Raw genomic sequence first — 20,035 nt, forward strand, 5'->3', positions numbered from 1 at the left:
GGATGAATCCAGTTTAAAACGGCGTTGCTGCGACGCAATACGGATTAACGTGGACGTGAGAACCCTGAGGCGCGGCGCACCATGAGCCCCCTGGTTTTCATGCGACGCATTGCCGCGTCACCGACAACGCCGACCTTTCACGACCGCGAGACCCCGATGACCACCATGAATTCCCCGGCGCATTCCGCGTCCCCGTATCGGCTCGATCTCACCGCGTACGCTCGCCGCCCGCTGCTGGAAGGGCCCACGCCGATCCAGCCGCTGCCCTGGCCAGGCGCCGGATCGGGAGGCGTAAACATCTATGTCAAGCGCGACGATCTGACCGGTCTGGGCGGCGGCGGGAACAAGCTGCGCAAGCTCGAGTTCCTCGTCGGCGAGGCACTGGCCATGGGGGCGGACACCATCATCACCGTGGGCGCCCGGCAGTCGAATCATGCGCGCCTGACGGCGGCCGCGGCCGCGCAAGCGGGCCTGCGGTGCGAGCTGGTGCTCACGCGCGCCGTGCCGCGCGAGGACCGCGAGTATCTGGAAAACGGCAATATCCTGCTCGACGACCTGCTCGGCGCCCGCGTGCACGATCTGCCCGGCACGGCCAATGCGCTCGCGTTCGCCCAGTCGCGCGCCGACGAACTGCGCGGCCAGGGCCGCAACGTCTATGTCTGCCCGCTGGGCGGATCGAGCCCGGTGGGATGTCTCGGCTATGCGGCTTGCGCGGCCGAGATCATGGCGCAAGCGCACGCACAGGGGTTGCGCTTCTCGCGCATCGTCGTGCCCAACGGCAGCGGCGGCATGCATGCCGGGCTCGCGGCCGGATTCGCGGCGCTCGGCATCGACCCGAGGCTCGTCCTGGCGCATACGGTCCTTGCGAACGCACAGCAGGCGCATGCCGCGACGCTGGAAAAGGCGAACCAGACGCTTGCGCTGATCGATCCGGCGCTGCGCATCGAGGGTCCGTCCATCGTGATCGACGAAACGCAACTCGGCGAGGGCTACGGCATTCCCACCGACGCCATGCGCGAAGCCGTGCGCCTCATGGCATCGAAAGCAGGCCTGCTGCTCGACCCGGTGTACAGCGGCAAGGCGTTCGCCGGTCTCCTGCAAGACGTGCGCTCGGGCCGCCACGCGCCCGGCGAAAACGTCCTGTTCATCATGACTGGCGGGTTGCCGGGGCTGTTCGCGTATCGCAGCGCGTTCTGACGCGCTGCGTTTTTCTCATGCGCCACGCGCAATGCTGCGGCGAGCGTCGCCTTCGGGGCCTCCGCCAAGAGGTCATCGCACCACGCGACGAAGCGCCCGGGACGCCGCCTGCTACCATCGCCTTTTAAGACTCCGCTGCCGCCATGCTTGCGCTCAAGCTCACGCTCGTTCCGCTTTTCCTGCTGATCGTTTCGATGTCGGGCAAGTGGTGGGGACCCGCCGTCGCGGGATGGCTGGCCGGCCTGCCCGTCGTCGCCGGGCCGATTCTCTTCCTGCTCGTGCTCGCACACGGCGCCGCCTTCGGCGCCCACGCCGCGCTGCTCTCGCTCTCGGCCACCCTCGCTTCCGAGGCCTTCAATTTCGCCTATGCATGGACCTGCCGCGCGCACCCCTGGCCCATCGCGCTCGCTGCGGGCCTTGGCGCGTGGCTTGCGAGCGCCTTCGGACTTTCCTGGCTGCCGGCAACACCTGTATGGTCCGCCTTCGTCGCGCTCGCGGCCGTGGGTTTCGGTCAATCGTTCCTGCCGCGCAGCACGGCGCTCGCGGCCGGTGCGCCGCTCACGCGAGCGGATCTGACCGGCCGCATGGCGGCGGGCGCCGCGCTCACGATCGTGGTGACGACGATTTCGAGCCGCGTCGGCGCTTCGTGGAGCGGGCTGCTCGCCGTGTTCCCGCTGCTCGGCACGATTCTTTGCGTATCGTCGCAGCGCGCGCACGGTGCGGCATTCGTCGTCTCGCTCGTGCGCGGCATGGTCCTCGGGCGCTTCTCGTTCGCCGCGTTTTGCCTCGCCCTCGCGTTCTCGCTGCGTACGCAGCCCGCATGGGCGGCCTTTGCCGAAGCCGCGGCGCTCGCCATGCTGGTTCAGTGGCTCACGAAGCAGCTTGCCATGAGCCAGCGTGCCGAAGGCGCGCAGCAAAGCGCGGTGCAGGCGGATTGAACAGGCAACAGAACGCACGGAAAGGCGCTGCACGGCGCATTACTACGCTCGCTTGAGCGGACTGCGAAGGAGCCCGAAATGACCGATGACGAACGCGCGATACGCGAACTGGTGCGGAGCTGGATGGATGCGAGCCGCGCCGGCGATACCGCGAAAATCCTGAGCCTCATGACCGACGACGTCGTGTTCACGGTGCCGGGCCAGGAGCCGTTCGGCAAGGCGGCGTTCGCCGAGGCTTCCAGGGCGCAGCAAGGCGTGCGCGTGGAGGGCACGGCCGAGATCGTCGAGTTGCAGGTGCTGGGCGACTGGGCGTTTCTGCGCAACCGCATCGATGTTTCGATCACACCGCCTGGGGCGACGCAGGCCGAGCGCCGCGCGGGCTACACGCTCACGCTCGTGCGCAAGGAGGCGAGCGGGCGATGGCTGCTTGCGCGCGACGCCAATCTCGCGGCCCCGAAGGGCTAGGGCGCCCAGGCCGCCGGCGAATCTGGAATCAGAAAATCTTATCGATTCCTTCAGTTTATTGAGTTTCCCTTAATCATGCGCTTGCGGCAAAGTGACGCTCTACGCCCGGAGTCTCTCCTTGAACCAACGCATCGATCCATCCCTGTTTGCCGCGCCCGACCTTTCGTATGCAACGTTGCATTCGGGCATTGCCCTGCCGTTCCTCGAACGCGGCGAAGGCGAGCCGCTGCTGTTCGTCCACGGATCGCTGTGCGACTACCGTTACTGGATGCCGCAGCTGAACGGTCTGGCCGACCATTTCCGCTGCATCGCGCCGAGCCTGAGCCATTACTGGCCCGCCGCGGACGCCTGCATCCAGGGCGACTTCGGCTGGGAGAGCCACGTGACCGAACTGGCGGACTTCATTGCCGCGCTGGGCCTCGAATCGGTGCACCTCGTGGGCCATTCGCGCGGCGGCTGCATTGCCTGGCATCTCGCGCGCCGCTATCCGCGCCTCGTGCGCACGCTGGTGCTCGCCGACCCGGGCGGCCCGCTCTCCCGCGTGGACGACGACGAAGCCGCGCTGCCGCCCGCCACCAACACGCTGCGCACGCGCGCCGCCGACCTCATCCACGGCGGCGAGGTCGAAGCGGGGCTCGAGTTGTTCGTGGATTCCGTGAGCATGCCGGGCGCCTGGAAAAAGAGCCCGGCGGGCTTTCGCCAGATGGCCATCGCCAACGCCACGACGCTGCCCAAGCAGTTGCAGGACCCGCTGCCGCCTTATGCGCCTCGCGCCGCCAGCGAGATCAAGTGCCGCACGCTGCTCATCGACGGACAGCGCAGTCCGCTCATGTTCCGCAACAACGTGGAAGCGCTGTCCGAATGGATCGCGTTCGCGCGGCGCGTGACGATCAAGGGCGCCACGCACGGCATGAACGGCACGCATCCGGACCTCTTCAACACCCACGTACACACTTTCATCACGCAGGGCTGAGATTTTCCCCGGCCCGCGCAGCCTCTGGCGGGCCTGGCGGGCTTAGCGAGACGCATCGCCCTCCCGATGCACGGGCTGTTGCTCCTTCAGGCTCTTCGCGAGACGCGACGCCTGCAGGTAGCCCGGATTCGCCGGCCGCTTCAGGTAACGCCCGGCGCCGCGCCGCGCGCGCAGATCGCCGTCCGCCCACACGAGCTCGCCCTGCGAAACCGTATGCGTGGGCACGCCGCGCACGGTCATGCCTTCGAACACGTTGAAGTCGACGTTTTGATGATGCGTCTTCACCGAGATCGTGCGCGTGGCCTGCGGGTCCCAGACGACGAGATCGGCGTCGGCACCCACGGCCACCGTGCCCTTGCGCGGGTAGAGGTTGAAGATCTGCGCGGCATTGGTCGAGGTCACGCGAACGAATTCATTCGGCGTGAGACGGCCCGTGTTCACGCCTTGGTCCCACAGCACCGCCATGCGGTCTTCCACACCTCCGCAACCGTTCGGAATCCTCGTGAAATCGTTGCGGCCCATGGCCTTCTGCGAAGCGCAGAACACGCAGTGATCCGTTGCCGTGGTGTGCAGCAGGCCGCCTTGCAGGCCGCGCCAGAGCGCGTCGCGATGCTCCTTTGCGCGGAACGGCGGGCTCATCACGTGGGCCGCGGCGCGCGTCCAGTCCGGGTCGCGATAAACGGCCTCGTCGATCACGAGATGCCCGGCCAGCACTTCGCCGAACACGCGCTGCCCTTCGCCGCGCGCGCGCGCGATGGCTTCGAGCGCGTCCTTGGCCGAGACGTGCACGATGTACACCGGCACGCCAAGCACCTGCGCAATGCGAATCGCGCGGTTCGCCGCCTCGCCTTCGACCTCGGGCGGACGCGACAGCGGATGCGCCTCCGGCCCCGTGAAGCCGCGCGCAAGCAGCTGGCGTTGCAACTGGAACACGAGTTCGCCGTTTTCCGCATGCACGGTGGGTAGCGCGCCCAGCTCCAGCGAACGCGCAAAGCTGTTCACGAGAATCTCGTCGTCGGCCATGATGGCGTTCTTGTACGCCATGAAGTGCTTGAAGCTCGATACGCCATGCTCGTTCACGAGCAGGCCCATGTCGCGATGCACGCTTTCGTCCCACCACGTCACCGCCACGTGAAAGCCGTAATCGGCGGCGGCCTTTTCCGCCCAGCCGCGCCACTCGCGAAAGGCGTCCATGAGCGGCTGCTTCGGATCCGGAATCACGAAGTCGATGATCGACGTCGTGCCGCCCGCGAGCCCCGCCGCCGTGCCCGTGTAGAAGTCGTCGCTTGCGGTCGTGCCCATGAAGGGCAGCTCCATGTGCGTGTGCGGGTCGATGCCGCCCGGCATCACGTACTGGCCGCCCGCATCGACCACGGTCGCGCCCGCGGGCGCGTCGAGGTTCTCGCCGACGCTCTGGATCACGCCGTTTTCGCAGAGCACGTCCGCACGCCAGCTCTTGTCCGCGTCGACGATGGTGCCGCCTCGAATCAGGATCGCCATGATGTTCTGTCTCCTTCGAATGAAATGCGCCGGAACGGCTCACGCGCTCGCGACACTCGGCCTGCGGCTCTTGCCGAGCTTCATCAGCACGCCGTAGACGAGTGCCGCGATAGCGAGCCCCACGAACCACGCATAGGTGTAAATGCTCTTGAATGCGTCGGGCACGGAGGGAAACGCGTTCGGGAATGCGACGTTCAGGAAGCCTGGCAGGTTCGGCAGCACGCCCGCGACCAGCGCGACGACGGCAGCCGGATTCCAGCCGTTGGCGTATGCATATTCGCCGTTTTCGTCGAAGAGCTGGGCCGTGTCGAGGCGCGTGCCGCGAACGAAAAAGTAATCGACGATGAGAATGCCGGCCACGGGCCCGAGCAGCGCCGAATAGCCGACGAGCCACGTAAAGATATAGCCCTGCGTGGTGGCGAGAATCTTCCACGGCATCATCACGACCGCGATGCCCGCGGTGATGAGGCCGCCCGCCTTGTACGAAATGGCCTTGGGCCAGAGGCTCGAAAAGTCGTAGGCCGGGCCGACGAGATTCGCCGCGAGATTGCAGCACATCGTGTCCAGCGTGAGGATGACGAGCGCGATGCCCACGCCCACGCCTTCCATGCGGCTCGTGAGATCGATGGGGTCCCAGATCGCCTTGCCGTAGATCACCACCGTTGCCGAAGTCACGACCACGGAGACCACCGAGAGCAACGCCATCGGAATGGGCAGACCGATGGCCTGGCCCACGAACTGGTCTTTTTGCGTTTTCGCGAAGCGCGTGAAGTCGGGGATGTTGAGCGCGAGCGTGGCCCAGAAGCCCACCATGGCGGTGAGGCTCGGCCAGAAGGCCGCCCAGAAGAGGCCCGCCTTCTTGCCGCCCGCCGCGAACTGCGAGGGTTGCGAGAGCATCGACCCCGCGCCGCCCGCCTTCGAACAGGCCCACCACACGAGCACCGCGCACATCACGACCTTGATGGGCGCGGACCAGCTTTCGAGCCAGCGGATCGAATCGGTGCCGTGCAGGATGAAATAGAGCTGCAGCACCCAGAAGACCAGGAAGCACGCGCCCTGCCCGATCGAGATGCCGAGAAAGGGCAGCGCCTCCCCCACGAGCGCGTTGTGCGTGAGGATGTTGACGAGCGTGTAGATGGCGCTCCCGCCAAGCCACGACTGGATGCCGTACCAGCCGCACGCCACGATCGCGCGCAGCATGGCGGGCAGCTTCGCGCCCTGGGTGCCGAACGACGAACGCACGAGCACTGCGTAGGGAATGCCGTATTTCGCGCCGGCGTGGCCGATCAGCAGCATCGGCACGAGTACGATCAGATTGCCCAGCAGTACCGTGAGCACCGCCTGCCACGGCGACATGCCCTGCTCGGTGAGCCCGGCCGCGAGCATATACGAGGCAATGTTCATCACCATGCCCACCCAGAGCGCCGCGAAGTGGAACCAGCGCCACGTGCGCTGCGCCGTGCCGGTCGGCGCGAGGTCGTCGTTGTATAGCTCGCTTTCGGCGCGGCGCACGCTGGCGTCGCCTGTCAATGGCTGGCTCATGTTTCGGATTCTCCGTGGCTTGTCGTTGGTCTGGTGCGGTTCGTTCCGGATCGGGCTTCGAGGCGTCAGGCGGCTTTCGGGTCCGCCACGCGCGCCGGGTTGTTCGGATGCGTGGTCCAGTTCGCGTAACGGTCCGAATCGACGCGCTCCATCGTGATGCATTGGTCGACCGGGCAAACATGCATGCATAAATTGCACCCGACGCAGTTCGCATCGACCACTTCGAAGTGGCGCTTGCCGTCACGCGTCGCGGTAATGGCCTGATGCGAGGTGTCCTCGCAGGCGATATGGCACAGGCCGCACTGGATGCAGCGGTCCTGATCGATGCGCGCCTTGATGTCGTAGTTGAGGTTCAGGTACTGCCAGTCGGTGACGTTGGCGACGGCGCGGCCGCGAATGGCGTCGAGGTTCGCGTAGCCCTTGTCGTCCATCCAGTTGGAGAGGCCGTCGATCATGTCGCCGACGATTCGGAATCCGTAATGCATCGCGGCGGTGCAAACCTGCACGCTCGCCGCCCCGAGCACGATGAATTCCGCGGCGTCGCGCCAGTCGGAGATACCGCCTATGCCGGAAATGGGCAAGCCATGCGTTTGCGGGTCGCGCGCGATTTCGGCAACCATGTGCAGCGCAACCGGTTTCGCGGCGGGGCCGCAGTAGCCGCCGTGCGTGCCCTTGCCGTCCACGGTGGGCAGCGGCGCCATTACGTCGAGATCGACACCCACGATCGAGTTGATCGTGTTGATGAGCGAGACGCCGTCGGCCCCGCCCTTCGCGGCCGCGCGCGCGCCGTGGCGAATGTCGGTGACGTTGGGCGTGAGCTTCACGAGGCAAGGCAGGCGCGTGCCTTCCTTCACCCAGCGCGTAACCATTTCGATGTACTCGGGCACCTGGCCCACGGCCGCCCCCATGCCGCGCTCGCTCATGCCGTGCGGGCAGCCGAAGTTGAGCTCCACGGCGTCAGCGCCCGTGTCCTCCACCTGCGGCAGAATCCATTTCCAGTCCTGCTCGGTGCACGGCACCATCAGCGAGACGATGAGCGCGCGTTCGGGCCAGTCGCGCTTGACCTGGGCGATTTCCTTGAGGTTCACGTCGAGCGGCCGGTCGGTGATGAGCTCGATGTTGTTCAGGCCCGCGATGCGCTGGCCTCGCCAGGTGGTCGCGCCATAGCGCGAACTCACGTTCACCACGTGCGGGTCGAGCCCGAGCGTTTTCCAGACCACGCCGCCCCAGCCCGCCTCGAAGGCGCGGTTGACGTTGTACGCCTTGTCGGTGGGCGGCGCGGAAGCAAGCCAGAACGGGTTGGGCGATTCGATGCCGGCAATCGTGCAGCGCAGGTCGGCCATGATGCGACTCCTTGGTTTTATCCGGATCCGGTGTGTGTTCGCGCGAAGGCTCAGGCAGCCCTGGCGGACTGATTGGCGAGGTAGCGGTCGATTGCGCGCGCGGCGAGCTTGCCGTCCTGTACCGCCTGGACGGTGAGATCGGTCGCGCCGTGTCCCGCGCAGTCGCCGCCTGCGAAAACGCCCGCAAGCGACGTCGCGCCGTCCGCGTCCACTGCGATGCGCGCACCGCCCGCCGTGAGTTGCAGCCCGTCCATGCCTTCGGGCGCGAGCTTCTGGCCAATCGCCTTCAACACCATGTCGGCTTCCACCCGCACGATCTCGCCGGTGCCACGCAGCGCACCGTTCGCATCGAGCGCGGTGCGCTCGAACTCCACGGCCTGCGCACGCGACTCGCCCGCGATGCGCAGCGGCTTCATCCATTCGACGAGCGTCACGCCCTGGGCGCGCGCGAATTCCTGTTCGGCCCAGGTGGCGCTCATCTGCGCCGCGCCGCGCCGGTACGCGAGCGTCACCTGCTCCGCGCCCAGCTTGCGGCTTTGCACGGCGGCGTCGATCGCCGTGTTGCCGCCGCCGATCACCACCACCTTGCGGCCCACCGGCAGCGCGGAGAGATCGTCCGCTTCGCGCAGGCGCGCAATGAAATCGACGGCATCGAGCACGCCGTCGAGCGCTTCGCCTTCGATGGCGAGCGCATGCGTACCGCCGAGGCCCACGCCGACAAACACGGCGTCATACGCGGCGCGCAACTGCTCGAGATCGACGTCGCGGCCGACACGCTGGCCCTGGCGCAGCTCGATTCCGCCGATGGAAAGCAGCCACTGCACTTCGCGTTGCGCGTAGTCGTCAACGGTTTTATACGCCGCGATGCCGAATTCGTTGAGACCGCCCGGCTTTTCATGCGCATCGAACACGCTCACGCGATGTCCGGCGAGCGCCAGCGTGTGCGCGCACGCGAGGCCTGCCGGCCCGGCTCCGATCACGGCAACGCGACGGCCTGTCTCGCCGGCGCGTTTGAAGAGCGCGGGCGCGCCGTCCGCCTCGCGCGCCATCTGGAAGTCGGTGGCATGGCGCTGCAATGCGCCGATCCGGACTGGTTCGCCATCCTGATGATTTCTCACGCAGGCGCCTTCGCAAAGAATCTCGGTCGGGCACACGCGCGCGCACATGCCGCCCAACGGGTTCGCGCCGAGGATGTCGCGCGCCGCGCCCCTGAGATTGCCGTTGCCGATCTTGCGGATGAAACCCGGAATGTCGATGCCGGTCGGGCACGCCGCGACGCACGGCGCGTCGTAGCAGTAGTGGCAACGGTCGGCGGCGATGACGGCTGCGTTGGCGGAAAGCGGCGGCGCGACGTCGGCAAAGTTGCAGCCGAGCTGCTCGGCGGTGAGGCGGCCTGCGGCGATGCCGCCGGCGGCAGTCGAAGTGGGCTGGGACATCCCGATGCTCCTTGCGAGGCAAAACACGGGTCCGCCGGCTGCATGCGCAGCCGGTACGTGGGGAAAGCGGGGATACGGCGCGGCGCTCAGTCCGCCTGCGTTTGCGTCAAAGGCGTCAGCCCGGCTCGTTCGCGCGTTCGAGCATGGCGTGGAGCAGCACGTTCGCGCCGGCCTCGATCCAGTCGATCGTCGCGTCCTCGACTTCGTTATGACTGATGCCGTCGATGCACGGCACGAACACCATCGAGGTCGGCGCCACGGTCGCGAGATAGCAGGCGTCGTGGCCCGCGCCCGAAACGATGTCGCGATTCGAATAGCCAAAGCGTTCCGCCGCCGCGCGCACGGAGTTCACGCAGGCTTTGTCGAACGGCACCGGCGCGTAGTAGAAAATCTGCTCGACCTCGGTTTCGAGCTTGCCTTGCTCCGCGATCTTCGCGATGCCTTCGCGCAGCGCCGCATCCATCTTCGCGAGCACGTCGTCCTGCGGATGGCGGAAATCGACAGTGAAGAACACGCGCCCCGGAATCACGTTGCGCGAGTTCGGGTGCACCTGCATCATGCCCACGGTGGCGCAGGCGAGCGGCGCGTAACGCAGGCCGATCTCGTTCACGAGCTGCACCACGCGCGAGGCGCCCAGCAGCGCGTCGCGGCGGCGCGGCATGGGCGTCGGTCCCGCGTGTGCCTCCTGACCCGTGAGCACGACTTCGTACCAGCGCTGCCCCTGCGCGTCGGTGACCACGCCGATAGTCTTGTTCTCGGCTTCGAGTATCGGCCCCTGCTCGATATGCAGTTCGAACGCCGCGTGAATCTTGCGTCCGCCGCATGACAGCTCGCCCGCGTAGCCGATGCGCTGCAGTTCCTCGCCGAGGGTCTTGCCGTCGACGTCCTTGCGCGAGAGCCCGTAGTCGAGCGTGAAGACGCCCGCGAACACGCCGGAAGCGACCATCGCGGGCGCGAATCGCGAGCCTTCCTCGTTGGTCCAGATCACAACCTCGACGGGACGCTCCGTTTCCATGCCGTGATCGTTGAGCGAGCGGATCACCTCGAGCCCGCCGAGCACGCCGTAGATGCCGTCGAAACGCCCGCCCGTGGGCTGCGAGTCGGCGTGCGAGCCGGTCATCACGGGCGGCAGATCGTTGTTGCGCCCCGCGCGGCGCATGAACACGTTGCCCATCTGGTCGATGCTGACCGTGCAGCCGGCCTCCTTCGCCCACTGCACGATGAGATCGCGGCCCGCCTTATCGAGGTCGGTGAGCGCGAGACGGCACACGCCGCCCTTGGGTGTCGCGCCGATCTTCGCCATCTCCATCAGGCTGTCCCACAAGCGCTGGCCGTTCACGTGGATCGCGGTCGTCAGCGCGGCGTCGCTTACTGCGTTCATGCGTGTCCTCCTGTCCGTGTTCGTCGAAAGTGCATCCATGCCACCGTCCGGGGCGCGAAAGCGCCACAGCGGTGCGCGCCCCGAAGACGCGCTGCGGCTCGCGAAACCCCGCTCTGCGAATCCTGTCCGATTGGACAGGTTGTAGGCGATAAACTTCGCGAATTCAATGCGGTGTTACGAGCGAGAAGCGTGCCATCGATGTTGCAGTGCGCGAAAACGCACGTGAGCGCCCGCGCGTTTTCCCCGAGGCCGGCGAATGCGCGAGTCGCTTACATCGTGACTACAATGAAGCCGGCAAGCGCGCGAACGCCGCGCGCTGCCTCATCCCTTGTGAACGGACCGGACATCATGCGCGACGACGAACCCACCACGCGAGCCGCGACCCTCGCGACGCGCGGCAGCGCGCAAGCGCAGGAAGCCGCTGACGCAGCGCACAAGCCACGCCGGCGCAAGGCCTCCATTCGGGCGTCGAACGAATCGCATCTGCTGGCCTGCGCAGAGGCCGTGTTCGCCGAGCGCGGTTTCGAGGGCGCAAGCACCGCGCTGATCGCCGAGCGCGCGGGCTTGCCGAAGGCGAATCTGCACTACTACTTCCCGACCAAGCTGGTGCTCTACTGGCGCGTGCTCGACGATCTCTTCGAGGAATGGAACGCGGCCGCCAACACGTTCGACGCGAGCGACGATCCGGTCCAGGCGATTGGCGGCTACGTGCGCGCGAAGATGGAACTCTCGAAGCGCAGGCCGCTCGGTTCGAAGGTGTGGGCGAACGAGATCATCAGCGGCGCGACGCACATGCAGGACATCCTGCTCAAGCGCGTGAAGCCGTGGATGGAAACGCGCGTAAAGCTGATCGAACGCTGGATCGGCGAAGGGCTGCTTGCGCCCGTCGATCCCAAAACGCTGCTGTTCATGATCTGGGCGACCACGCAGCATTACGCCGATTTCGAGGCGCAGATTCGCGCGCTCTCGGGCAAGCGCGCGCTTTCGGCGGCGGGGTTCGAGGCGAGCACCGAAGAAGTGGTGCGGTTGATTTTGCGTGCGAGCGGCGCACGTTCGCCGGCGCAATGAGGCGTTGCAGGAACTCAGTTATCCGAAGTTTTCGCGCCGGCCGCATTCACGGGCAATTCTTCGCTAGCGATTTCTTCGGCCGTCACGGTACGGCGCAGCACGGCGCGAGCGCGATGCATTGACGCTCGCGCCGTGCGCGGGTCACTTGCCGTAGACGTCGAAGTCGAAGTACTTCTTCTCGATCTTCTGGTACGTGCCGTCCTTCAGGATGCCCGCGATCGCCCCGTCGATTTTCGTCTTCAGCGCGGTGTCTTCCTTGCGCAGGCCGATGCCGGCACCGTTGCCGAGCGTGACCGGGTCGTCGAGGTCGCCGCCCGCGAAGCTGTATCCCGCGCCGCGCGGCGTCTTCAGAAAGCCGATGTCGGCCTGCACGGCATCTTGCAGCGCCGCGTCGACGCGGCCCGCCAGCAGGTCCTGATAGACCTGATCCTGGTTCTGGTACGGGACCACCTCGACGCCAGCCGATGCCCAATGCGCCTTCGCGTAGGCTTCCTGAATCGTGCCCTGCTCGACGCCCACGCGCTTACCCTTGAGCGATTGCGCCGTGGGCATGATGCCGGAACCCGACTTGGCGACGAGGCGCGTCGGCGTGTTGAAGAGCTTCGCCGAGAACGCGATCTGCTCCGCGCGCGCCGGGGTCATCGACATGGAAGAGAGCACGCCGTCGAACTTGCGCGCCTTCAGCGCCGGAATCATGCCGTCGAAGTCGTTCTCGATCCACACGCACTTCGCATTCAGACGGCGGCAAATCTCGTTGCCGAGATCGATGTCGAAGCCGACGAGCTTGCCGTCCGACGCTTTCGATTCGAACGGCGGATAGCTCGCGTCTACGCCAAAGCGAATGGTGTCCTGCGCGAATGCGCCGGCAGAAGCCACGGCGGCGAACAAGGCGACAGACGCCGCGGCAAACAGCTTTTTCATGGAGTCCCCCTGGGTTCTGGGTATCGGGTGGTAAAGACGTGGACATCGCCCGCACTGTTGTGGTATGGACGGCGCCCCGCGCGCGGCACTCCGCGGGCGTGATCGACGCCGCGAGCGAATGCACCTGCGCCGCGCAAGGTAGCAGTCCAGAATACGCGCGTCGAGTTTTCAAAACCACGCGGGTAATACCCAACGTCGGACCCAACGTCGGACCCAACGTCCGGCCCAACTTCCGGCCCAACTTCCGGCCCACCTTCCGGCCCAGGTTCCGGCCGCGCCGAAGTCTCGCCAGGCGCGTCGATTACCCGCGAAAACTGACAAAAATCAATGCAGCCTGTAGCGCGAGGGGCATAGTAATCCGGCCGCGGCGGCGCACGAGGCGTCGTGCGTGCGCGCTCAACGTCTCCCCGTTGCCCCGGGCCGCCGGGTCTGTCGCGGAGCCCGACATGGAGGCCGTCATGGAACTTGCCACGCGACGCAGCGCGATAGAGGTGATATTGAGCGAACACCGGCGCCTGACCAGCATCATGAGCGGCATGCTGCGCGTGGTCGACAGGATGGCACGCAGTGCCGTCTCATCCAACGCCATGCTTCTGCGCGCCATGCTCTACTACATTCAGGAATTCCCCGAGCAAATTCATCATCCGAAGGAGGAACGGTATCTGTTTGCACGACTGCGCGAGCGCACCGACGAATTCGACGCCGTCATCGAGGAACTCGGACGCCAGCATGAAGAAGGCGCGCGGCGCATTCGCGCGCTCGAACACGCGCTCACGCGGTATGAACTGGCGGGGCCCGGCATGCTGCCCGCATTGCGTGACGAGGTGAACGGCTACGCCGACTTTTACGCCAACCACAAGCACCTCGAGGAGTCGCTGATCCTGCCTGGCGCACGGCGCTACCTGACGCTGGCGGACTGGGTGGAAATCGACGAGGCTTTCGGCGCGAATCGCGATCCGTTCGAGAGTCTCGAGACCGAGGACAATCTCGACGACCTCTATACGTTGATCGTCCAGACGATGCCCGACGCGCGTTCCTGAGCGCATCTCGCGGGCCGCCGCGCCGCGCTCCCGGGGCGCGGCGATCCCGCGCGATGCCGTTCGCCGCCGCGCCAACGCCAACGCGTAACGACGCGCGGCGTCGCCCATCGCGTCAGGAAGGACGCGAGAGAACGTCGAGCGAGATCCCCAGTTCCGCGGCCATGCGCTCGACGAGCGTCTGCAAGCGCCCGACTTCGTCGGCGAGGCGCTGCTGTTCGGCGCGCACCGCCTCGAAGTCCGCCAGCGAGACGGTCTCTCCCGCGTCCTCGCGCTCGCCGGGCGTGGTGGCGCCCGCGCCGGCCAGGCTCGCGGCGCTCACCTCACCGCACAGCAAGTGCATCCAGCGGCTTTCGCGCTCGCCGGGCGCGCGCGGCAGCTTGACGACGAGCGGCGGCTCGCGCCCGGCCAGTTCATCGAGAAAGCCCTCGACCGACGACACATCGGCGAACCCGTGCAGGCGCGACGAGTTCAGGCGCAGTTCCGCGGCGGTCTGCGCGCCGCGCAGCAACAGCACGGTCAGCAGCGCCACGGCCTGGCTCGGCACGCCGAGCACGCGATTGAGGTTGTGCTCGAAGCGCGGCACGCGGCTGCTGCTGCCTTCGAACACGAGGCTCAGCAGCTTGAGGTCTTCGATCGCGGCCAGCACGTCGGCTTCGCTCACGTTCATGACCGGCGAGCGCGCGGTTTTCTGGTTGCAGCCGAGCGTGAGCGCATTGAGCGAGAGCGGATAGGTGTCGGGCACCGTGTGCTGCTTTTCGACCAGCACGCCGACGATACGCGCCTCGATCGGCGAGAGCGCGCGCAACGCGCGCGGCGAGGAGGCATCGGCAGGAGAATTCATGGGCAGATCAGGTTCGCTGAGAGTCAACTGGAAGCAGGAGGAAATCAGGCGTTCGATCATACGCGCGCCGTGCCTCCGGCAGAAGTCGGCGCGTCAATCAGCCTGCGATGAGCTTCAACCCCGCCGGCAGCGCCTCGCCGAACACGCGGCCCGTGTCCGCCGTGTCCAGCACGACGACTTCGCGCACCATCGTCACCCACGTCGGCGGCGCGTTGGCCGATTCCAGCCGGCGCACCACGGTCTCGCGCAGCGCCGGCGGCAGGTCGCGCGAGCGGTCGCCCGTCATGCGCGCGATCTGCGCGGCAGCAAACATCGCCGGCTCGACCTTCTTCCAGTCGAGCGCCAGAATCGCGTCGAGCCATTGCGCGGCCGTCTGCGGCGGCACCACGCCGTGCGCGCTGCCGTAGAACGGCTGGCGGGCGCCGATGCGGCCCACGGCCCACCAGGTCTGATGGTTCTCCGAGGGCTTCCGGAGCCGCTGCAACAAGCGCTCGCCGATCTCGACCTTGCGCGCGGCCGCGATCTGTTCGAGCGAAGCGTAGAGCCGGATCATGTCCGCATGCGCGAGCTTCGCGGGATCGAAGGGCAGCTTGTGGCGCTTCGAGCCGGCCGCCTCTTCGAGCCAGGTCATGGCCTCGAGCACCTCGTGCTGCTGCGCCTCGTTCAGGCCGCCCGCCGCGCGCCGCCAGAGCGTCCACCATTCCGACCAGACCTGGCTCTCGTTGACGTGCTGGATGCCGTCGTCAAAAAGCGTCCATAGCTGTTCGACGCGCCACTCGTCCAGCGGATAACCAAACCCCGGACGCAAACTGAACCCCGCCAGGTTGAGCCACAGGCGTTCGTGGTCGGCCGAGCGCCGGCGCTTGCCCGCGCGTTCCCATAGCGCGCCGAACAGCTCGCGCAAAAGCGGGCCGTCCCAGTTCTGGCGCGGGCCGAGCCGCTCCTCGAGATGCGCGCGCAGGCGCTTGACCTCTTTCGCATCGACCTTCGACGAGCGCGCGCCGAACACGCGCTCGATCGCTTCGATGGCTTCGTCGAGCCCCGCGTGGCGCGCCTGATCGCCCGCCGCGCCCGCGCCGCCCTCGTGCTCGGCGCGGCGCAGTTCGAATTCGAGCCGCCAGCGTTGCGAGGCGTCGTCGGTGGCGATGCAGTGCATCTCCAGCGTGCCGACTTCGGTCAGCGCGGTCGTGAGCTTGACGGGCCGCTCGCGCGCGGCTTTCGCGTCGGCGCCGCCAGGCACCACCGTGGCGAGCGGAGGCAGGCGCACGAAGTCGCCCGTGGCGAGTTCGGCCAGTTCGCCGGGTTGCCAGGCGGTGTCGGCGACGGTCGAGGCAAGGTGGAACTGCACCGGCTGGCCGAGCTGCAACGCGAACGTGCGGTCGTCCAGATGCAGCGCGTGCCCTTCTTCCGTACCGCGCGGCAGGACGCACACGCCGCGCGCGGCGTCGCCCCGACCTTCGTCGAGGACGAGAAAATAGCTGCGCGGCGAGCCGCCGCCGATGCGCGGCGCATGGCCCGCGCGCGCGAGCGCGTAAGCAACGGCGCCGCGCGCGACGGCCACGTCGGGTTGATCGTTTTGCAGCACGTTCAGCGGCTCGCCGCGCCAGGCGCCGAGCGTATCGGCGAGGCGCCGCGCGAGCGAGCGGGCGCGGAACACGCCGCCGTTGAGCAGCAGCGCGTCGGGCATGGGCGGCGCGGCGTCCGGTGCGCCCGCACGGCTCGACGCATCGCCCAGCGCCTCGCGCGATTGCGCGGCGAAGCGCTGCAGGAACGCCGCGATATGGCGCGTGATGGCCGGATCGGCGGCATAGGGCAAGCCAAACTCCACGATCGCCGCACGCGAGCGCCGCGGCAGGTCGCCGGCGGCGCCCATCGGGAAGAAGCCGTCCACCACGATCTGCGCGACTTCCTCGCGGCCGAGCTGGGTCGTGCGCGCCCCGCCCACGAGGCGCGCACCGGCGCCAAGCAGCGTGATCGGCACGGCGTCGGGCGCGTTGGCGTCGAGCAACTGCTCCTTCGCCACGCGGCAGCGCTCGACCAGTTGCGAAAGGCTCGCCGCGCTCAAACGGGCTTGCGCGCCGGCCAGGCGGCTCTCGGCCAGATGCGCGAGCGCGAGGTCCATGTTGTCGCCGCCCAGCATCAGATGATTGCCCACGCCGATGCGCGTGAGTTGCGGTTCGCCGTTCTCGAACTGCACCTTGATGAGCGTGAGGTCCGTCGTGCCGCCGCCCACGTCGCAGACGAGCACGAGGCGCGACTCGCCAAGCCCGGCGTCCAGCGTCGCGCGATGGTGGAAGAGCCAGTCGTAGAACGCGGCCTGCGGCTCTTCCAGCAGCCGCAGCGCGGGCAGCCGCGCAAGACGCGCCGCTTCGAGCGTAAGCGCGCGTGCGCCGTCGTCGAACGAGGCGGGCACGGTGAGCACGACATCCTGATCTTCGAGCGGCGCATGCGGGAACCGATGGTTCCACGCGGCGCGCACGTGCGCGAGATAGCTCGCGCTCGCCGCCACCGGCGAAACCCTGGCGACGTCGTCGGGCGCGCCCCATGGCAGGATCGGTGCGAGGCGGTCGACCGCCGCGTGCGAAAGCCAGCTTTTCGCGCTCGCCACGAGCCGCCCCGGCACCTGCGCGCCGAGCGTGCGCGCGAGGCGCCCGATCACGGCGTCGCCGCCTTGCGAGGACGCACCCCACGGCAAACGCAGGTCGCCGGCCGCCAGTTCGCCCGGCGCCGGGTGATAGCGCGCGGAAGGCAGCATCGTTTCCGCGCCCACTTCCCCGAGCCCCGTGAGCTGCTCGACGTCGAACACGCGGATCGCGTCGCCGCCCTCCTGCGCGTTCTCCACATACGCCACGACCGTGTTGCTCGTGCCGAGGTCGATGCCGACGACGTATTGCTTCATCGGCGTCAGTCGCCTGCTCCGCCGCGCACGTCGAACTCGACCTTCCAGCGCTCGTTCGTCCCGCCCGGCATGGCTTCGAGTTCCAGCGTCCCCGCTTCCGTCACGCGCGCGTGCAGCTTCACCGGCACGACCTCGCCAGGCGTGCGGCCTTCGGTGGGCAGCGTGGCCTGAATTTCTTCGAGCTCCTGCAGCTCTTCGGGCGACCAGTAGTCGAGCATCGTGCCGACCTGATCCTGACGCCGCACCGACGAACCGAAAAAGCGGAAGTGCACGGGCTCGCCCACCACGAGGCCGAATTCCTGCGGCGGCAGCGCCGCTTCCGTGCCTTCTTCCATGCCGAACGGCGCGACGCAGAGCGCCGAGACCGGCGGCTCGAGTCCCGGCACGGCCGGCATGGCGGATTCGACGGCCACGTAGTACGCGCGTGCCGTGCCGCCGCGAATGCGCACGCCCTTGCCGCGCTTCACGTAGCCGTAATAGGCAGCGCCGCGGGCCACCGCGAGGTCGAGGTCCGCGCCGCCCAGGAGCCGCGCGGGCGCGGCACCCTCGGCCGCGAGCCAGCCGTTGAGGATGTCGAGCACGCGTTGCGAAAGCAGCGGCGACTTGAACACGCCACCGTTGAAGAGGACCGCCGTGGGATGCAGGAACGTCGCGCCGGCAGGCGGCGCGCCAAAGCCTTCGAGTTCCGCGAGCGCCTGCACCTGGCGGCCGAGGAAGGCCGCGAGATGGCGCGTCACGCCCGCGTCCTGCGCGTACGGCAGGCCGAGCTGCGTGAGGCCCGCGCGCGCGCGCACGGCCGGCCGCGCTGCGGCGTCCACCTGCGGGAAGAAGCCATCGAGGATGATCTGCGTGAGTTCCGCGCGCGTGAGTTCGGTGCGGATCGAGCCGCCGATCAGCTTCGAGCCGCGGCTCGGCACGACGATCGGCACCGTGTCGACGGAAGCGTCGCTCAGCAGCGTTTCCTTGGCCGAGCGGCACGCATAGGTCAGCGCGCGCAACTGCCACGGGTCGGCCTGCGTGCCTTGGGCAGCCAGCTTGCGGGCGACCACGTGCGCGAGCGCGAGGTCCATGTTGTCGCCGCCGAGCAGGATGTGCTCGCCCACGGCCACGCGGTGCAGTTCGAGGTTGCCCTCGCGCTCGACCACGGCGATCAGCGAAAGGTCGGTCGTGCCGCCGCCCACGTCGACCACGAGAATGATGTCGCCGACCTTCACTTCCTTGCGCCATGCGCCGCCGCTCTTCTGGATCCAGCTATAGAGCGCGGCCTGCGGCTCTTCCAGCAGCGTCATGTTGGCGTAGCCGGCCGCCTGTGCGGCTTCGGCCGTCAGTTCGCGCGCGGCCGGATCGAACGAGGCCGGAATCGTGACCGTGATCTCCTGCTCGCCGAACGGCGCCTCGGGGTGCGCGTGGTCCCAGGCCTCGCGCAGGTGTGTGAGATAGCGCACCGAGCTTTCTAGCGGCGAGACGCGCGTCACTTCGGGCGGCGCGTCGTTCGGGAGGATGGCCGCGCGGCGGTCCACGCCGGGGTGGCACAGCCAGCTCTTCGCGCTCGAAACGAGGCGGATCGGCGTACCCGCGCCGCGGCTGCGCGCCAGCTCGCCCACGGCGTACTCGCGCGTGGCGGTCCACGGCAGCGTGAGGTCGCCCGGCGTCAGCTCGCCCGCGTGCGGCAGGTAGAGAAACGACGGCAGCAGCTCGGGCGACTCCAGCGTGCCCGGCGCCGTGAGCTGGGTGACGGCCAGCACGCCCTGCTGGGTCTTTTCGCCGTCGCTGGCGGCGAGGTCCACGTAGGACAGCGCGCAGTGCGTCGTACCGAGATCGACGCCGATCGAATAACGCGGATCGCTCACAGTTCCACCTCGGCCGGCGCGATGATGCGCGCGTCGTGCGTCTTGACGAGTTGCGGCAGCTTGACTTCCTCGACGCGCCAGCCGCGATGCGTAAGGCTGCCGCTGAACGGCGCCTCGCCGACCACGTTGCCGGTGAGGCGCACGGCGGCGGCGTCGAAGCCGGCGGGAAGCGTCACGCGCGCGCCTTCGGACTCGCTGCGCACGGGACGGATCGCGAAATGGTCGCGCAGCGTCGCGCGGCAGCCTTCATGGACGATGCGCGCGGCCGCGCCGATCTCCGCATCGGCATAGCCGGCGATGTCTTCCTCGACGAAATCGACGAAGCGCGCATTGCGCTGCAGCAGGCCGAGCAGCTGGAGCGCGGCGTCGGGGGTCGCTTCCTTGATGACCGTCGGCGCCGCGGCCGGAGCGGGCGCAGGGGCCGGGGCCGGGGCCGGCGTGACCGCGGGTACGGCTGCGGGTGTCGGCGCGAGCCCCCCTTCACGCAGACGGCGCACGTTGGCGGCAAGCTCGCCGTCGCCGAGGATCGCGAAGAACGATCCCAGCGCGACCGAAAGCCGGCCGAAGAAAGACAGATTCGATTCGGGCATAAAGACGACTCCAATATCTCGCTTGGGGCTCGCGGAAAACGCGAGCCGACC

Annotated in this window: 16 protein-coding genes; 6 read left to right on the forward strand and 10 right to left on the reverse strand. The window is 67.9% G+C overall.

Annotated elements, in window-relative coordinates:
* Window positions 1–156 precede the first annotated feature (156 nt).
* The 4 genes from BLU17_RS24995 (at window position 157) to BLU17_RS25010 (ending at window position 3,573) form a co-directional block, all read left to right on the forward strand.
* Window positions 157–1,197 (forward strand): D-cysteine desulfhydrase family protein, encoded by a 1,041-nt coding sequence (locus BLU17_RS24995; protein ID WP_425434139.1) that lies wholly within the window; start codon window positions 157–159, stop codon window positions 1,195–1,197.
* A gap of 143 nt (window positions 1,198–1,340) precedes the next feature.
* Window positions 1,341–2,135: a hypothetical protein gene (locus tag BLU17_RS25000; RefSeq protein ID WP_092002855.1), complete on the forward strand. Its 795-nt coding sequence runs from the start codon at window positions 1,341–1,343 to the stop codon at window positions 2,133–2,135.
* 78 nt (window positions 2,136–2,213) lie between these two features.
* Entirely contained in the window at window positions 2,214–2,600 is a 387-nt protein-coding gene (locus BLU17_RS25005) for an SgcJ/EcaC family oxidoreductase (RefSeq protein WP_092002858.1), read from the forward strand.
* 118 nt (window positions 2,601–2,718) lie between these two features.
* Entirely contained in the window at window positions 2,719–3,573 is an 855-nt protein-coding gene (locus tag BLU17_RS25010; RefSeq protein ID WP_092002861.1) for an alpha/beta fold hydrolase, read from the forward strand.
* 42 nt (window positions 3,574–3,615) lie between these two features.
* Here BLU17_RS25010 and hydA read toward each other — a convergent pair whose 3' ends face one another.
* The 5 genes from hydA to BLU17_RS25035 form a co-directional block, all read right to left on the reverse strand.
* Entirely contained in the window at window positions 3,616–5,073 is a 1,458-nt protein-coding gene (hydA, locus tag BLU17_RS25015; RefSeq protein ID WP_092002864.1) for a dihydropyrimidinase, read from the reverse strand.
* A 39-nt stretch (window positions 5,074–5,112) separates the two neighbouring features.
* Complete coding sequence (locus BLU17_RS25020; protein ID WP_092002867.1) at window positions 5,113–6,615, reverse strand: NCS1 family nucleobase:cation symporter-1; 1,503 nt, start codon at window positions 6,613–6,615, stop codon at window positions 5,113–5,115.
* A gap of 65 nt (window positions 6,616–6,680) precedes the next feature.
* Window positions 6,681–7,958 carry an NAD-dependent dihydropyrimidine dehydrogenase subunit PreA gene (preA, locus tag BLU17_RS25025; RefSeq protein WP_092002870.1) on the reverse strand — a complete coding sequence of 426 codons (1,278 nt, stop codon included), beginning with the start codon at window positions 7,956–7,958 and terminating at the stop codon, window positions 6,681–6,683.
* A gap of 50 nt (window positions 7,959–8,008) precedes the next feature.
* Complete coding sequence (locus tag BLU17_RS25030; protein ID WP_092002873.1) at window positions 8,009–9,394, reverse strand: NAD(P)-dependent oxidoreductase; 1,386 nt, start codon at window positions 9,392–9,394, stop codon at window positions 8,009–8,011.
* 115 nt (window positions 9,395–9,509) lie between these two features.
* Window positions 9,510–10,775, reverse strand: coding sequence for a Zn-dependent hydrolase (locus BLU17_RS25035; protein ID WP_092002877.1), 1,266 nt, complete (start codon window positions 10,773–10,775; stop codon window positions 9,510–9,512).
* Between the two features lie 348 nt (window positions 10,776–11,123).
* On the opposite strand from BLU17_RS25035, the gene BLU17_RS25040 reads away from it, so the two are divergent.
* Window positions 11,124–11,843: a TetR/AcrR family transcriptional regulator gene (locus tag BLU17_RS25040; RefSeq protein ID WP_092003058.1), complete on the forward strand. Its 720-nt coding sequence runs from the start codon at window positions 11,124–11,126 to the stop codon at window positions 11,841–11,843.
* Window positions 11,844–11,984: 141 nt separating this feature from the next.
* Here the strand turns inward: BLU17_RS25040 and BLU17_RS25045 are convergent, their stop codons facing one another.
* The gene (locus BLU17_RS25045) at window positions 11,985–12,764 is read right to left on the reverse strand and encodes an ABC transporter substrate-binding protein (protein ID WP_092002882.1); all 780 of its coding nucleotides are present in this window, start codon (window positions 12,762–12,764) and stop codon (window positions 11,985–11,987) included.
* Window positions 12,765–13,222: 458 nt separating this feature from the next.
* On the opposite strand from BLU17_RS25045, the gene BLU17_RS25050 reads away from it, so the two are divergent.
* Window positions 13,223–13,804 (forward strand): hemerythrin domain-containing protein, encoded by a 582-nt coding sequence (locus BLU17_RS25050; RefSeq protein WP_092002885.1) that lies wholly within the window; start codon window positions 13,223–13,225, stop codon window positions 13,802–13,804.
* Between the two features lie 112 nt (window positions 13,805–13,916).
* Here the strand turns inward: BLU17_RS25050 and BLU17_RS25055 are convergent, their stop codons facing one another.
* The 4 genes from BLU17_RS25055 to BLU17_RS25070 form a co-directional block, all read right to left on the reverse strand.
* On the reverse strand, window positions 13,917–14,645 hold the full coding sequence (locus BLU17_RS25055) for a YceH family protein (protein WP_092003061.1): 729 nt from the start codon (window positions 14,643–14,645) through the stop codon (window positions 13,917–13,919).
* Between the two features lie 97 nt (window positions 14,646–14,742).
* Window positions 14,743–17,544 (reverse strand): Hsp70 family protein, encoded by a 2,802-nt coding sequence (locus BLU17_RS25060; RefSeq protein ID WP_092002888.1) that lies wholly within the window; start codon window positions 17,542–17,544, stop codon window positions 14,743–14,745.
* A gap of 5 nt (window positions 17,545–17,549) precedes the next feature.
* Window positions 17,550–19,394: an Hsp70 family protein gene (locus tag BLU17_RS25065; protein ID WP_092002892.1), complete on the reverse strand. Its 1,845-nt coding sequence runs from the start codon at window positions 19,392–19,394 to the stop codon at window positions 17,550–17,552.
* Window positions 19,391–19,984 (reverse strand): DUF2760 domain-containing protein, encoded by a 594-nt coding sequence (locus tag BLU17_RS25070; RefSeq protein WP_092002895.1) that lies wholly within the window; start codon window positions 19,982–19,984, stop codon window positions 19,391–19,393. The genes BLU17_RS25065 and BLU17_RS25070 overlap by 4 nt, the downstream gene beginning before the upstream one ends.
* Window positions 19,985–20,035: the final 51 nt, after the last annotated feature.

The sequence above is a fragment of the Paraburkholderia lycopersici genome, assembly GCF_900096975.1.
Classification (GTDB): Bacteria; Pseudomonadota; Gammaproteobacteria; order Burkholderiales; family Burkholderiaceae; genus Paraburkholderia; species Paraburkholderia lycopersici.

Coding starts and splice junctions, on each gene's coding strand:
- BLU17_RS25035 (WP_092002877.1), bottom strand. CDS start 10,775: ATGAACGCAGTAAGCGACGCCGCGCTGACGACCGCGATCCACGTGAAC.
- BLU17_RS24995 (WP_425434139.1), top strand. CDS start 157: ATGACCACCATGAATTCCCCGGCGCATTCCGCGTCCCCGTATCGGCTC.
- BLU17_RS25055 (WP_092003061.1), bottom strand. CDS start 14,645: ATGAATTCTCCTGCCGATGCCTCCTCGCCGCGCGCGTTGCGCGCGCTC.
- BLU17_RS25040 (WP_092003058.1), top strand. CDS start 11,124: ATGCGCGACGACGAACCCACCACGCGAGCCGCGACCCTCGCGACGCGC.
- hydA (WP_092002864.1), bottom strand. CDS start 5,073: ATGGCGATCCTGATTCGAGGCGGCACCATCGTCGACGCGGACAAGAGC.
- BLU17_RS25005 (WP_092002858.1), top strand. CDS start 2,214: ATGACCGATGACGAACGCGCGATACGCGAACTGGTGCGGAGCTGGATG.
- BLU17_RS25000 (WP_092002855.1), top strand. CDS start 1,341: ATGCTTGCGCTCAAGCTCACGCTCGTTCCGCTTTTCCTGCTGATCGTT.
- BLU17_RS25030 (WP_092002873.1), bottom strand. CDS start 9,394: ATGTCCCAGCCCACTTCGACTGCCGCCGGCGGCATCGCCGCAGGCCGC.
- preA (WP_092002870.1), bottom strand. CDS start 7,958: ATGGCCGACCTGCGCTGCACGATTGCCGGCATCGAATCGCCCAACCCG.
- BLU17_RS25050 (WP_092002885.1), top strand. CDS start 13,223: ATGGAACTTGCCACGCGACGCAGCGCGATAGAGGTGATATTGAGCGAA.
- BLU17_RS25020 (WP_092002867.1), bottom strand. CDS start 6,615: ATGAGCCAGCCATTGACAGGCGACGCCAGCGTGCGCCGCGCCGAAAGC.
- BLU17_RS25060 (WP_092002888.1), bottom strand. CDS start 17,544: ATGAAGCAATACGTCGTCGGCATCGACCTCGGCACGAGCAACACGGTC.
- BLU17_RS25045 (WP_092002882.1), bottom strand. CDS start 12,764: ATGAAAAAGCTGTTTGCCGCGGCGTCTGTCGCCTTGTTCGCCGCCGTG.
- BLU17_RS25070 (WP_092002895.1), bottom strand. CDS start 19,984: ATGCCCGAATCGAATCTGTCTTTCTTCGGCCGGCTTTCGGTCGCGCTG.